This is a genomic window from Blastococcus goldschmidtiae (genome assembly GCF_031845325.1).
GTDB lineage: Bacteria > Actinomycetota > Actinomycetes > Mycobacteriales > Geodermatophilaceae > Blastococcus > Blastococcus goldschmidtiae.
This window is the reverse complement of sequence record NZ_JAVREI010000010.1, coordinates 101,951-115,080: the sequence shown is the minus strand read 5'-3', so window position 1 is coordinate 115,080 and position 13,130 is coordinate 101,951. Positions and strand designations below refer to the sequence as shown.

Sequence of the window (13,130 nt, the reverse complement as noted above, 5' to 3'; positions counted from 1 at the left end):
CGAGCGCGAACGAGGTGAGCCCGTGAGCAGCGACGACGACCGGCCCGGCGACGGACCGGCCCCCATCTCCTGGGAGGCGCTGGCCGCCGAGCTCGCGGCCACCCGCGAGGCGGCCGAGCGCCGGGGCGACGACGACCCCGCCGCCTGGGACGCCGTCGCGGCGGAGCTCGCCGCCCGGGTGTCCGAGCTCCCCGGCGACGTCGTGGACGTGCCGCCGGTCCCGCTCGAGGACGACGGCGACGCGGCGCCGGCAGCGCCGACGGCCGCCCCGGAGCCCGAGCCCGCACCCGAGCCGGAACCGGAGCCCCTGGAGCAGCTGGACCCGGACGAGCTGCGCGGCGGGCTCGAGGCGCTGCTGTTCGTCATGGACGACCCCGTCGACGAGGTCACCCTCGCCGGGGCGCTGCACTGCGACGTCGCGCAGGTCCGCACCGGCCTGGCCGACCTGGCCGCGGGCTACGACGCCCGGTCGGCCGGGATCACCCTGCGCCGGGTGGGGGAGGGGTGGCGGCTCTACACCCGCGAGGAGCACGCCGGCATCGTCGAGCGGTTCCTCGTGGACGGGCAGCGCAGCCGGCTGACCCAGGCCGCGCTGGAGACCCTGGCCGTCATCGCCTACCGGCAGCCGGTCACCCGCGCGCGGGTCGCCGCGATCCGCGGCGTCGGCGTCGACGGCGTCATGCGGACGCTGATCACCCGCGGGCTGGTGTCGGAGGTGGGCAGCGACCCGGACAGCGGGGGAGGGCTGTACGGCACGACGCCGTTGTTCCTCGAGCGGCTCGGGCTCACTTCGCTCGCCGACCTGCCGGAGCTGGCCCCGCTGCTGCCGGAGACCTCCACCGTCCTCGACGAGCACCCCGACAGCTGACCCGGCGCCGGCGACGTCGTCGCTCAGTCCGGCGGGGCGAGCGTCACCGTGGTGTCGTCCGAGGACCGGCCCCAGTCGAGCACCGCGGTGACCGGACGCGTCGGATCGAGTCCGTCGGGCACCTCCACGACCGTGACGTGCGGTGCGTCGTCGGCGCTGCACACCTCCTGGTCGGGGCGCAGTTCCACCACGTCGATCGTCAGGTGCTGGGGCTCGGTCACCGTCGGGGCACCGGGTCCCCGCGGACAGCTCGAGCTGCCGCGGATGGTCACCGCCAGGTAGTCGCCGCCGTCGACCCAGGCGAGCGGGTGGTCGCCCACGGGCTCGATCCGGTAGCGCGCGAAGTCCTCCCGGCCGCTCTCGCTGACCGGAGGCACGCGCTCGACGGGATCGGGCGAGCACGCCAGGAGCGCGCCCGGCGCACCCAGCGTCGTCATCAGCAGGAGCCCCGCCCACCGCCGCATCGGTCGACTCCTCCCGTTGCACCCGCCGGCGACGGACGCTATCCGGCCGCGCGCCGCGGTGGGGTGCGCGACGGCGTGGCGGGAGCACCTCCGCCGAGGTGGGAGACTGGGCGGTGATGAACGCTGCGACCCCGAACGACGACGTCCCCACCGCTTCCGGCGAGGGCTGGTCCGAGGACATGGAGCTCGCTCCCGTCCACCCCGCCGACCGTGCCCCCGAGACCGACGGCGACGACCGAGAGGGGGAGCGGCTGCAGAAGGTCCTGGCCCGGGCGGGCGTGGGATCCCGCCGCGTCTCCGAGGACATGATCGACGCCGGCCGGATCAGCGTGAACGGCGCCGTCGTCCGGGTGCAGGGCATGCGGGTCGACCCCACCCGGGACAAGATCGCCGTCGACGGCGTGCGGGTCGAGACCCGCGACGACCGCGTCACCTACGCGATGAACAAGCCGCCGGGCGTGCTCACCGCGATGAGCGACGACCGCAACCGCCCGACCGTGGGTGACATGGTCGGCGACCTGGCGCCCGGGCTGGTGCACGTGGGCCGACTGGACCAGGACACCGAGGGCCTGCTGCTGCTCACCACCGACGGGGAGCTGGCCCACCGGCTGGCGCACCCCTCCTACGGGGTGCGCAAGACCTACCTCGCCCAGGTGTCGGGCTCGGTGCCCCGGGACCTGGCGAAGCGGCTGCGCGGCGGGATCGACCTCGACGACGGCCCGGTGAAGGTGGACTCGTTCCGCGTCGTGGACACCCACGCGGGCCAGTCGGTGGTCGAGGTCGTGCTGCACGAGGGCCGCAAGCACATCGTGCGCCGGCTCCTGGCCGCGGTCGACCTGCCGGTGTCCCGGCTGACCCGTACCGCGGTCGGCCCCATCGAGCTGCGCGCGATGCGCTCGGGCACCATCCGCAAGCTCAGCCGGCAGGAGCTCGGCACCCTCTCCGAGCTCGTCGGCCTCTGAGCCGTCCGGCGGGCCGACGACTCCGTCAGCGCGCCCCGCGCGGGGCGACGGCGGACGCCCGGACGACGACGGACGTGTCCAGGGTCCGGTGGGGCCGGGCGAGGTCGTCGCCGGAGATGAGGGTCAGGAGCATCCGGGTCGCCTCCTCGCCCATCCGCCGGATCGGTTGCTGCACGGTCGTCAGGGGCGGATCGGCCAGGGCGGACTCCGGGATGTTGTCGAAACCGACCACGGAGAGGTCGTGCGGCACGTCCAGGCCGAGCTCGGCGGCGACCGCGAGCGTCTCCAGGGCGGAGAGATCGTTCGCCGCGAAGATCGCGGTCGGTGGATCGGACCGGGCCAGCAGGTCCCGAGCCGCCTCGCGCGCCGGTTCGGCCTCGAAGTCACCGCACCGCACCAGGCTCTCGTCCACCTGCACCCCCGCGGCGGCGAGCGCCTCGCGGTAGCCCTGCTCCCGCTGCTGCGCCGACAGCAGGTCCGACCGTCCGGTGATCATGCCGATGCGGGTGTGGCCCAACGCGAGGAGGTGCTCCACGCCGAGGCGGGCCCCCTGCAGGTTGTCGGCAGCCACCGACGGCAGGCCCGAGGGCCCGGTGTGCGGATCGACGGCCACGACCCGGCCGTCGGCCTGCACGTCGGTCACGGTCGGCGTGACCAGGACGGCGCCGTCGATGAGGGACCCCATCAGCCGGCTCAGGGACCGCCGCTCCCAGCCCACGTGCGCCTCGACGTGCCCACCGGCGGAGTAGGCGATCAGCTCGTAGCCCGAGCCGTGGATGGCGTCGGCCACTCCCTTGAGGACCTCGGTGCTGAAGGGCTCGAAATCCATGACGAGCACGCCGATGACGTTGGTGCGGTGGTTGCGCAGGCTGCGCGCGACGAGGCTGGCCTCGTAGCCGAGCCGGTCGATCACGCGGGTCACGTGGCCGACGGTCTCCGCGGACACGCCGTAGCGCCCGTTGATCACCTTCGACACGGTGGAGATCGAGACGCCGGCCTCCGCGGCCACCTGCTGCATCGTCACCCGGCCCTGGAGGTACGGAACGGGCAGGACCGGCGCTCCGGCATCCGTGCTCGCGGCGATGCGCCCGCCGACACCGTCACGGGGTGGGTGGAGCGTCATGGACGACCTCTCGTCGGTGGAAAGGCGGGGCCGTGCCTCACCGGCTCGCACCGTGGTCGGCTGCAGCTGTATCGGAATGTCCGGGACGCACGATAGGAGGTGGAGTCCGTCAGGACGTGGCTTTCCCGACGGGCGCGGGAGCTCAACCCTTCACCGCTCCCTGGAGCCCGCTGACGATCCGCCGCTGCATGGCCAGGAACAGGATCAGCGCGGGGATCATCGCCAGTGTGGTGAACGCCAGCACCCCCGCGGTGTCCGCCGAGTACTGGGTGGAGAAGTCGGCCACGCCCAGCGGCAGGGTGCGCATCTCGCCCTGCAGCAGGAGGAGCGGGAGCAGGTAGGCGTTCCAGGAGGTCACGAAGGCGAGGACGCCGACCGTGACGAGTGCCGGCATCGACAGGGGGATCGCGATCCGCCAGAAGATCCCGATCCGGCTGGCGCCGTCGAGCATGGCGGCTTCCTCGAGCTCCTTGGGCAGCGCCATCAGGAACGGCCGCAGGATCACCACCGTGACCGGCAGGGCGAACGCCGCCTGCGGCAGGGCGACGCCCCACCAGCTGTTGCCGAGCTGCAGGTCGCGGGTGACCAGGATGAACAGCGGGATGATGGCCACGGCCGCCGGGAAGAGCAGCCCCAGCACGAACACCAGGAACAGCGGCTCGCGCAGCGCGAACTGGTAGCGCGCGAGCGGATAGGCGGCCATCACACCGGCGAGTACCGCCACCGCAGTCGTGATGACGGCGATGGCCGTCGAGTTCAGCGCGTACCGCCAGAAGGCCTCGTTGCCCAGGACGTTGCCGTAGTTGCCGAACACCCACGGGTCGGGCAGGCCGGCCGGGTCGCGGGCCAGCTGGGCGTTGGTGCGGAAGCCACCCAGCGCGCCGTAGAGCACCGGCCCGAGCGTGACCGCCACGACGGCCAGCGCCACCAGGTAGACGAACGGGCCACCCCGTCCGTACGTCGTCGATCGCCTGGCCATCACCGGGAGCCCTTCTCGAGTGCGGGTGTCGCGGCGGTCACGCGTCGGCCTTCGTGTCGCGGCGGAGCACCAGGAACTGGTAGGCGACCGCCATCGCGAATCCGATGAAGAACAGCACGACGGAGGCCGCGCCGGCGATGCCGTAGTTGCTGCGCTGCGTCCCCTGGCTGACCAGGTACGTCGCCATCGTGGTCGTCGCGTTCGCCGGCCCACCACCGGTGAGGATCCAGACCATGTCGAACAGCTGCAGGGACCCGATCATCGACAGGAAGACCCAGGTGCGGATGGTCGGTGCGATGAGCGGGACCGAGATGCGGCGCTGGACCTGCCACCACGAGGCGCCGTCGAGCTGCGCCGCCTCGTGCAGCTCGTCGGGCACGCCCTGCAGGCCGGCGAGGAACAGCAGCACGGCCAGACCCAGGTACTTCCACGTGAGCACGACGAAGACGGTCGTCAGGGCGAGGTCGGGCGTGCCGAGGAAGCCCTGCTCGGGGACCGGGATCCCCACCGACGACAGCATCTGCTCGAGCAGACCCGACCGCGGCTGCAGCAGCTGGAACCACACGACGCCGGCGATGACCTCGGCCAGCACGTAGGGGACGAAGATGATCGTGCGCAGGAGCCCGCGTGCGCGGATCCGGCGGTTGAGCAGCAGCGCGAGCGCCAGGCCCAGCGGCAGCTGCACCAGGATCGAGGCGAAGACGATGATGAAGTTGTGGGTGACCGCGTCGGTGAAGACGTCGTCGCTCAGCACGAGGGCGTAGTTGTCCAGCCCGACGAAGTCCACCATCGGGCCGAAGCCCTTCCAGCGGTAGAAGGACATGCGGGCCGCCGAGTACACCGGGTAGACGACGAAGATCGCCATCAGCGCCAGGGCCGGCGTCACGAACAGCAGGATCTCGAGGCGCTGCCGGCGCTTCTCGCGGCGGCGGCGTCCGGTCACCCGGGGCGCGTCCGCGCCCCGGGTGACCGCTGCGCCGGGGTCCGTCGCCGCCGGCGCAGCGGTCACGTGGGTCATCGGTGGATCACTTCTCCAGGTCGGCGGCCTGCTGAGTGTCGTCGACGATGTCCTGCGGCGACGCCTGGTCGGCGAACAGCAGGGCGATCGCGTCGTTCATGGCGCCACCGACCGACGCCCCGAACGCGGTGTCGAAGTAGAGCTGGATGTAGGGAGCCGCGTCACGGACCTCGAGGAGCTGGGCGAGGGCCGGGTCGGACACCGCGTCCGTGGCGGCGGGGTTCGTGGGGAGCCCCATGTCGTTCTCCGCGAAGCCGACCTGCACGTCGTCCGACAGCAGGTACGTCACGAAGTCGACCGCCGAGTCGGGAGCGTCCTGCGAGACCGCCCACGCGTCGCCACCACCGAGCTGCGCCTCCGGGTCTCCCTCGCCGCCCGCGATCTCCGGGAACGGGAACCAGCCGGTCCGGTCACCCAGGCCCTCGCCGTCCTCGGTGAGGCCCTGCATGACGCCGGGCTCCCAGTGGCCGGCCAGCTCCATGGCCACCTGGTCGGTGGCGAGCAGGCCGGAGGCCGAGGTCGCCCCCTCCTGGGCCGGGGTCGTGAGGAAGCCCGGGTTGAAGGGTTCCGTCTCGATCAGGTTCTGCAGTTCCTCGCCGGCCTGGGTGAAGCAGGGGTCGGTGAACTCGAGGCTGGTGACCGCGTCCTCGAGGACGTCCTGCCCGCAGGACCGCAGCGCCGTGTAGTACCAGTAGTGGGCGGCCGGCCACTTGTCGCCCGCGCCCACCGAGAGCGGGGTGATGCCCGCGGCCTTCAACTGGTCGATGACGGTGTAGAGCTCCTCCATCGTGGCCGGCGGCTCCTGGATCCCGGCCTGCTCGAAGAGCTCGGTGTTGTACCAGAAGCCCACGACGCCGAGCGAGAACGGCAGCGCGTACGTCTGGCCGTCCACCTGCCATCCGGCCACGTTGCCGCCGAGCATGTCGATCTCCTCCGAGGCGTCCTCGGAGAGGTCGCGCACCAGGCCCGCCTCGACGTGGTCGGCGAGCTCACCGCCGCCCCGCTCCATGTAGACGTCCGGCAGGTCGCCGCTCTGGAACGCCGCCTCGAGCCGGTCGACCATGTCCTCGTGCGCCATGGCCTCGATCTCGACCTGCACGCCGGGGTTGTCGGCCTCGAAGTCCTCCGCCACCTGCTCGTAGTAGCCCCTGCCGGGCTCGTTGTTCGAGTTGTGCCACCAGGTGATCGTGTTGTCGTCGCCTCCCGAGGCGCTGGTGTCGTCACCACCGCAGGCTGTGGCTGTCAGCAGCACCGCACTGCTGCAGAGCACCGAGAGAGCTGCTCGCCCCGAACGCCGCATGTCTGACTCCTTTGTCAGTCCGCACGCCCTCTGTGGCGTGGAACACGTCCCGAGAAGATGGCAGGCGCGGCTTGGCAATGTCAAACGTTGTCGATAACGTTTTCGGTGTGACCTGCTCCACTGATGCCGATGCCCTGCGGCGAGCCGACGCAGTGGTGACCGTGCGCTCCGCCGACGGCTCGCCCTGCCCCGGCACGGACGTGCTGGTCGAGCAGGTGCGGCACGGCTTCTCCTTCGGCAACATCGGCTTCGACTTCGTGGGCCCGGCGAACGGGGAGCACGGCGAGGGGCGGGAGAACGTCTTCGGCGGAGCCGACCCGGAGGCGGCCGGGGCGCTCGAGGCGCTGTGGCTCGATCTCTTCACCACCGCCACGCTGCCGTTCTACTGGGCCGGCTTCGAACCGGTGCAGGGCGAGCCCGACACCCGTCGCCTCCGGGCGGCCGCCGCGTGGTTCCGCGAACGGGGCGTCACGGTCAAGGGGCACCCGCTGGTCTGGCACACGCTCACCCCCGACTGGCTCCGGGAGCACTCCGACGAGGACGTCGAGACCATCGTGCGGGCCCGGGTCCGGCGGGAGGCCGCGTCCTTCGCCGGCCTCGTCGACACCTGGGACGCGATCAACGAGGTCGTCATCATGCCGGTCTTCGCGAACGAGGACCGGCAGAACGCCGTCAGCCGCCTGTGCCGCCGCATCGGTCGCATCCCGACGATCCGCCTGGCGTTCGAGGAGGCACGCGACGCGAACTCGGCCGCGACGCTGGTCCTCAACGACTTCGACCTGTCGACGGCGTACGAGTGCCTGATCGAGGGCGTCCTCGAGGCCGGCATCCGGATCGACGCGATCGGCCTCCAGAGCCACATGCACCGGGGGTACTGGGGCGAGGAGCGGACGCAGGAGGTCCTGGAGCGGTTCGCGCGCTACGGACTCCCGCTGCACTGGACGGAGACGACCCTGGTGTCGGGTGACCTCATGCCGGCGGAGATCGAGGACCTCAACGACCACCGGGTCGGCGAGTGGCCCTCCACGCCGGAGGGGGAGGAACGGCAGGCCGTCGACGTCGTCCGCCACTACCGGACGCTCCTCGCCCATCCCGCGGTCGAGGCGGTGACCTACTGGGGGATGACCGACCAGGGCGCCTGGCTGGGCGCCCCCGCGGGGCTGGTGCGCTCCGACGGCACCCCGAAGCCCGCCTACGACGCCCTCCACGGCCTCGTCAAGGGCGAGTGGTGGCTGCCGCCGACCCGGCTGCGGACCGATGCCGACGGCCGGGTCGCCGTGCGCGGGTGGGCCGGCGAGTACACGGTGTCGGCGGGGAACGCCTCGGGCGCCTTCGTGCTGCGGCCCGACCGGACCCCGCCCGAGGTCACGGTGGCCTGACCGCCCCGCCGCCCGCCCGACCGACCGCCCACCCGACCGCCCACCCGACCGCCCCACTGCCCGACCACCGCAGCACCGAGCACCACCGAGACAGGACGGACTTCCGAAGAGCATGGTCTCCAACGTCGGCATCGACACCGCGCCGTGGCGCGACCCGGGCGTCCCGCCGGAGGACAGGGTGGCGGACCTCATCCCGCGCATGACGCTGGAGGAGAAGATCGCCCAGCTGTACGGCGTGTGGGTGGGCATCGATGCCACCGAGGGCGAGGTGGCCCCGCACCAGCACGAGATGGCGGCGGCGCCGGTCGACTGGGAGGAGCTCATCCGGAACGGGCTGGGGCAGCTCACCCGGCCGTTCGGGACGGCCCCCGTGGACCCGCTCGTCGGGGCCAAGGGCCTCGCCGAGAGCCAGCGGCAGATCATGTCGGCCGGGCGGTTCGGCATCCCCGCGCTGGTGCACGAGGAGTGCCTCACGGGGCTCGCGGCCTGGACGGCGACCGCCTTCCCCTCACCGCTGTGCTGGGCGGCCAGCTTCGACCCCGACCTCGTGGAGCGGATGGCCGCGCTGATCGGTCAGGGCATGCGCCGCCTCGGCGTCCACCAGGGGCTCGCGCCGGTCCTCGACGTCGCCCGGGACCTGCGCTGGGGGCGGGTCGAGGAGACCATGGGCGAGGACCCGCACCTGGTCGGCACGATCGGCAGCGCCTACGTCCGCGGCCTGGAGTCCAGCGGCGTCGTGGCGACCCTCAAGCACTTCGTCGGCTACTCCGCGTCCCGTGCGGGGCGCAATCTGGCACCGGTGTCCGCCGGGCCCCGGGAGATCGCCGACGTGCTGCTCCCGCCGTTCGAGATGGCGCTGCGGGCCGGCGCCCGGTCGGTGATGAACTCCTACACCGACATCGACGGGGTGCCCTCGGCGGGCGACCCGGCGCTCCTTACGTCGCTGCTGCGGGGGACCTACGGCTTCACCGGCACCGTGGTCGCCGACTACTTCTCGATCGCGTTCCTCCAGGCCCTGCACGGCGTGGCCGGTTCCCCCGCGGAGGCCGCCGCGCTCGCCCTCGAAGCCGGGATCGACGTGGAGCTGCCGACCGTGAGCTGCTACGGCGAGCCGCTGGTCGGGGCTGTCCGCAGCGGAGCCGTCGACGAGGGTCTGGTGGACCGGGCCCTGCGCCGGGTCCTGCTGCAGAAGTGCGAGCTCGGCCTGCTCGACGCCGACTGGTCGCCCGACGCACCGGCCGTCCTCGACGGCCACGTCGACCTCGACTCCGCGGAGTCCCGGGCCGTCGCCGGGGAGCTGGCGCGCCGTTCGGTGGTCCTGCTCACCAACGACGGCACGCTGCCGCTGCGCGACGGCCTGCGCTTGGCCGTGGTGGGCCCCCGCGCCGACACCACCCAGGCGATGCTCGGCTGCTACTCGTTCCCGATGCACGTCGGCGTCCACCACCCGGAGGTGCCGGTCGGCGTCGACATCCCGACGTTCGCCGACGCGCTCAGGACGTCGCCGGCGGCGTACGACGTCGTGGTCGCGGACGGCTGCCCCGTCCTGGGCGGCGACGACGAGGGCATCGCGGCCGCCGTGCGCGCCGCGGCCGAAGCCGACGTGTGCGTCGCCGTCCTCGGTGACCAGGCGGGCCTCTTCGGCAACGGCACCTCGGGGGAGGGCTGCGACGCCGTGGACCTCCGGCTCCCCGGCCGCCAGGAGGAGCTGCTGGAGGCGCTGCTCGCCACGGGGACGCCCGTCGTGCTGGTGCTGCTCGTCGGCCGCCCCTACGAGCTGTCCCGCCAGGTCGACCGGCTGGCCGCGGTGCTGTGCGGGTTCTTCCCCGGTGAGGAGGGCGGCCCGGCGATCGCCGACGTCCTCAGCGGGCGGGTGGCCCCGTCGGGCCGGCTGCCGGTGAGCTTCCCCCGGGCGGAGAGCAGCCAGCCGGGCACCTACCTCGCGGCGCCTCTCGGCCGGCGCACCGACGTGAGCGTCGTGGACCCGACCCCGCTGTTCCCCTTCGGGCACGGGCTCGGCTACGGCTCGGCCACCTGGACGGGGAACCGGTCGGTCAGCGGACCGGAGTGGGACACCGACGGCAGCACCGAGGTGGAGGTCGGGCTCCGCAACGACACCGACCACGAGGTGACCGAGGTCGTTCAGGTCTACCTGCACGACCTGGCCGCCGAGGTGGTGCGGCCGGTGCAGGCCCTCGTCGCCGCCCGGCGGGTGGACCTGGCGCCGGGGTCGGCCGTGACCGTCCGGTTCGCCCTGCACGCCGACCTGACCTCCTTCACCGGCCGGGACGGTTCGCGGATCGTCGAGCCGGGCGAGGTCGAGCTGCGGGTGGGCGCCTCCAGCGCCGACGTGCGGGAGGTGCTGCGGTACACCCTCACGGGTCCCTGCCGCACGGTCGGGGCCGACCGGAGGCTGCACCCGGAGACGGTCGTCGAGCAGAGCGCCGGCTGATGCCGCAGACCGACCTCCCGCTGGAGGAGCTGCGGCGCTACGACCCGCAGCTGGCCGCCCCGGACGATCTGTGGGAGTTCTGGACGGCGACCCTCGAGGAGGCGGCCGGGCGCCCGCTGGACGTGCGCTGCACGCCGGTCGACTCCGGGCTGGTGACGGTCGAGACCCACGACGTGTCCTTCGCCGGCTTCGGTGGCTCCGAGGTGCGCGGCTGGCTGCACCTGCCGGCCGGCGCCCTCCGCGGGGACGGCCCGCTGCCCGGGGTCGTCCAGTACCAGGGGTACAACGGCGGCCGTGGGCTGGCCCACGAGCACGTCCTCTGGGCGTCGGCGGGCTTCGCGCAGCTCGTCGTCGACACCCGGGGCCAGGGGAGCGGCTGGGCCGTGGGGGACACGGGCGACCCGGTGGGCTCGCCGGCCGCCCAGCCGGGCTTCCTCACCCGCGGCGTCCTGTCCCCGCAGGACTACTACTACCGGCGCGTCTACACCGACGCCGTGCGGGCGGTCGAGGTGCTCCGGCAGCTCCCGGACGTCGACGGCGACCGGATCGCGGTGACCGGCGTCAGCCAGGGCGGCGGCATCGCGCTGGCCGTGTCCGCCCTCGCCGCCGGGGTGGGCGCGGTGATGGCCGACGTGCCGTTCCTCTGCGACTTCCCGCGTGCCACGCGTGTGGCCCCCGGTGACCCGTACGGCGAGGTCGTCCGCTACCTCAAGGCCCACCGCGACCGCGTGGACCGGGTCTTCGAGACGCTGAGCTACTTCGACGCCGCGGTCCTCGGGCGTGGGGCCTCCGCCCCGGCGCTCTTCTCCGTCGCGCTCATGGACGAGATCTGCCCGCCGTCGACGGTCTTCGCGGCCTACCAGGCCTACGGGGGCCCGAAGGAGATCTCGGTCTACCCGTTCAACGACCACGAGGGCGGGGAGGGCCACCACCAGCGCCAGCAGCTCGCCTGGCTGGGCACCCGGCTCCGGGCGCCTCACGCGCCGGCGGTGCGGGGACGGGGAGCCTGATGCTGCACGCCCGCCTCACCGTCGACCCGGCGCACCCGGTGGGCCCGGTGTCGCGACGGCTCTTCGGCGCCTTCGTCGAGCACATGGGCCGCAGCGTGTACGGCGGGATCTACGAGCCCGGCCACCCGGCGGCGGACGAGGACGGTTTCCGCCGGGACGTGATCGACCTCGTCAGGGAGATGGGGGTGACCACGGTGCGGTACCCCGGAGGGAACTTCGTCTCTGGATTCCGCTGGGAGGACGGCGTCGGGCCACGCGACGAGCGCCCCGTCCGGCTCAACCTGGCGTGGCACAGCACGGAGACCAACGAGGTAGGGCTGCACGAGTTCGCGGCGTGGCTGGAGAAGGTCGGCGCCGAGCTGATGCTGGCCCTGAACCTCGGCACCCGGGGCACGCTGGAGGCCCTGGACCTGCTCGAGTACGCGAACGTGCCGTCGGGCACGACGCTCGCCGACCAGCGGATCCGCAACGGGCGCCGGGAGCCGTTCGACGTCCGGATGTGGTGCCTCGGCAACGAGATGGACGGACCGTGGCAGCTCGGCCAGCGGTCCGCGGAGGACTACGGCAAGCTCGCCGCCCGGACGGCGAAGGCCATGCGGCAGGTCGATCCCGACCTCGAGCTGGTCGCCTGCGGCTCGTCGGGCGCGTCGATGCCGACCTTCGGTGAGTGGGAGCGCACCGTCCTCTCCCACGCCTACGACGACGTGGACTTCATCTCCTGCCACGCGTACTACGAGGAGGAGGACGGGGACCTCGGCTCCTTCCTGGCCTCCGCGAAGGACATGGACCGGTTCATCGAGACGGTCACCGCGACCGCCGACCGCGTCAAGGCCGTGCGCAGGAGCCCGAAGAGGATCAACATCTCCTTCGACGAGTGGAACGTCTGGTACCTGTCCCGGGTGCCGGCGGACCTCGCGAAGCGCATCGACGACTGGCCCCTCGCGCCACCCATCAGCGAGGACCCCTACACCGTGGCGGACGGCGTCGTCGTGGGCAGCCTCCTGATGTCGCTGATCCGGCACGCCGACCGGGTGACGAGCGCCTCGATCGCCCAGCTCGTCAACGTGATCGCCCCGATCGCGGCCGAGCCGCAGGGCCCGGCGTGGCGCAAGTCGACCTTCTTCCCGTTCGCGGTCACCTCCCGACTGGCACGCGGCGTCGCGCTCCGCGTGGGCGTCGACGGCCCGACCTACGACACGGCCGCGCACGGCGAGGTGCCGGTCGTCGACGCTGCTGCCACGACCGACGCCGGGAGGGCCGCGCTGTTCCTCGTGAACCGCTCGCAGACCGACGACGTCGAGGTGTCGATCTACGTGTCCGCGCTCGGCACCTCCACCATCGAGGAGGCGCTGACCCTCTCCGATCCGGACCCGCACGCGGCGAACACGGCCGACCGGCAGGACCGGGTCGGGCCGCGCCGCAACGACTCGGCCGCGCTGGCCGACGGCGCGCTCCGGATCCTCCTCCCGCCGGTCTCGTGGTCGGCGGTCTCCCTCCGCTGACCACCTGACGAGGCACCACCGCACGGCACCACCCCAGAGCCCGAGACCCGGCGACGACGCCGGGGGAGCAGAG

At 73.0% G+C, this 13,130-nt stretch carries 11 protein-coding genes; 6 read left to right on the top strand and 5 right to left on the bottom strand.

All coding sequences use genetic code 11. The features are described 5' to 3' along the window. The first annotated feature begins 22 nt into the window (after positions 1–22). Entirely contained in the window at positions 23–868 is an 846-nt protein-coding gene (gene scpB, locus RM425_RS14565; RefSeq protein WP_311345939.1) for an SMC-Scp complex subunit ScpB, read from the top strand. A gap of 23 nt (positions 869–891) precedes the next feature. Here the strand turns inward: scpB and RM425_RS14560 are convergent, their stop codons facing one another. Continuing rightward, on the bottom strand, positions 892–1,332 hold the full coding sequence (locus RM425_RS14560) for a hypothetical protein (protein WP_311345938.1): 441 nt from the start codon (positions 1,330–1,332) through the stop codon (positions 892–894). 116 nt (positions 1,333–1,448) lie between these two features. Between RM425_RS14560 and RM425_RS14555 the strand changes: the two genes are divergently transcribed. Beyond that, positions 1,449–2,294 (top strand): pseudouridine synthase, encoded by an 846-nt coding sequence (locus tag RM425_RS14555; RefSeq protein WP_311345937.1) that lies wholly within the window; start codon positions 1,449–1,451, stop codon positions 2,292–2,294. A 25-nt stretch (positions 2,295–2,319) separates the two neighbouring features. On the opposite strand, the gene RM425_RS14550 is transcribed toward RM425_RS14555, so the two are convergent. The 4 genes from RM425_RS14550 to RM425_RS14535 all read right to left on the bottom strand — a co-directional run bounded on the left by RM425_RS14550 (position 2,320) and on the right by RM425_RS14535 (position 6,714). After that, positions 2,320–3,417, bottom strand: coding sequence for a LacI family DNA-binding transcriptional regulator (locus RM425_RS14550; RefSeq protein WP_311345936.1), 1,098 nt, complete (start codon positions 3,415–3,417; stop codon positions 2,320–2,322). Between the two features lie 142 nt (positions 3,418–3,559). Next, complete coding sequence (locus RM425_RS14545; RefSeq protein WP_311345935.1) at positions 3,560–4,396, bottom strand: carbohydrate ABC transporter permease; 837 nt, start codon at positions 4,394–4,396, stop codon at positions 3,560–3,562. A 37-nt stretch (positions 4,397–4,433) separates the two neighbouring features. Next, positions 4,434–5,414, bottom strand: coding sequence for a carbohydrate ABC transporter permease (locus RM425_RS14540; protein ID WP_311345934.1), 981 nt, complete (start codon positions 5,412–5,414; stop codon positions 4,434–4,436). A 7-nt stretch (positions 5,415–5,421) separates the two neighbouring features. Next, on the bottom strand, positions 5,422–6,714 hold the full coding sequence (locus RM425_RS14535) for an ABC transporter substrate-binding protein (RefSeq protein WP_311345933.1): 1,293 nt from the start codon (positions 6,712–6,714) through the stop codon (positions 5,422–5,424). A gap of 107 nt (positions 6,715–6,821) precedes the next feature. On the opposite strand from RM425_RS14535, the gene RM425_RS14530 reads away from it, so the two are divergent. The 4 genes from RM425_RS14530 (at position 6,822) to arfA (ending at position 13,057) form a co-directional block, all read left to right on the top strand. Further along, a complete protein-coding gene (locus RM425_RS14530; RefSeq protein WP_311345932.1) occupies positions 6,822–8,093 on the top strand; it encodes an endo-1,4-beta-xylanase in 1,272 nt (423 codons plus the stop codon). Between the two features lie 112 nt (positions 8,094–8,205). After that, complete coding sequence (locus RM425_RS14525) at positions 8,206–10,545, top strand: beta-xylosidase/alpha-l-arabinosidase (RefSeq protein WP_311345931.1); 2,340 nt, start codon at positions 8,206–8,208, stop codon at positions 10,543–10,545. Next, complete coding sequence (locus tag RM425_RS14520; protein WP_311345930.1) at positions 10,545–11,555, top strand: acetylxylan esterase; 1,011 nt, start codon at positions 10,545–10,547, stop codon at positions 11,553–11,555. The genes RM425_RS14525 and RM425_RS14520 overlap by 1 nt, the downstream gene beginning before the upstream one ends. Then, positions 11,555–13,057 carry an arabinosylfuranosidase ArfA gene (arfA, locus tag RM425_RS14515; RefSeq protein WP_311345929.1) on the top strand — a complete coding sequence of 501 codons (1,503 nt, stop codon included), beginning with the start codon at positions 11,555–11,557 and terminating at the stop codon, positions 13,055–13,057. The genes RM425_RS14520 and arfA overlap by 1 nt, the downstream gene beginning before the upstream one ends. Positions 13,058–13,130: the final 73 nt, after the last annotated feature.

What these genes read in the sequence shown, in the direction of transcription:
- RM425_RS14535 (WP_311345933.1), bottom strand. Translation starts at nt 6,714, where the DNA reads ATGCGGCGTTCGGGGCGAGCAGCTCTCTCGGTGCTCTGCAGCAGTGCG.
- RM425_RS14560 (WP_311345938.1), bottom strand. Translation starts at nt 1,332, where the DNA reads ATGCGGCGGTGGGCGGGGCTCCTGCTGATGACGACGCTGGGTGCGCCG.
- RM425_RS14555 (WP_311345937.1), top strand. Translation starts at nt 1,449, where the DNA reads ATGAACGCTGCGACCCCGAACGACGACGTCCCCACCGCTTCCGGCGAG.
- RM425_RS14545 (WP_311345935.1), bottom strand. Translation starts at nt 4,396, where the DNA reads ATGGCCAGGCGATCGACGACGTACGGACGGGGTGGCCCGTTCGTCTAC.
- RM425_RS14520 (WP_311345930.1), top strand. Translation starts at nt 10,545, where the DNA reads ATGCCGCAGACCGACCTCCCGCTGGAGGAGCTGCGGCGCTACGACCCG.
- RM425_RS14540 (WP_311345934.1), bottom strand. Translation starts at nt 5,414, where the DNA reads ATGACCCACGTGACCGCTGCGCCGGCGGCGACGGACCCCGGCGCAGCG.
- arfA (WP_311345929.1), top strand. Translation starts at nt 11,555, where the DNA reads ATGCTGCACGCCCGCCTCACCGTCGACCCGGCGCACCCGGTGGGCCCG.
- RM425_RS14525 (WP_311345931.1), top strand. Translation starts at nt 8,206, where the DNA reads ATGGTCTCCAACGTCGGCATCGACACCGCGCCGTGGCGCGACCCGGGC.
- RM425_RS14550 (WP_311345936.1), bottom strand. Translation starts at nt 3,417, where the DNA reads ATGACGCTCCACCCACCCCGTGACGGTGTCGGCGGGCGCATCGCCGCG.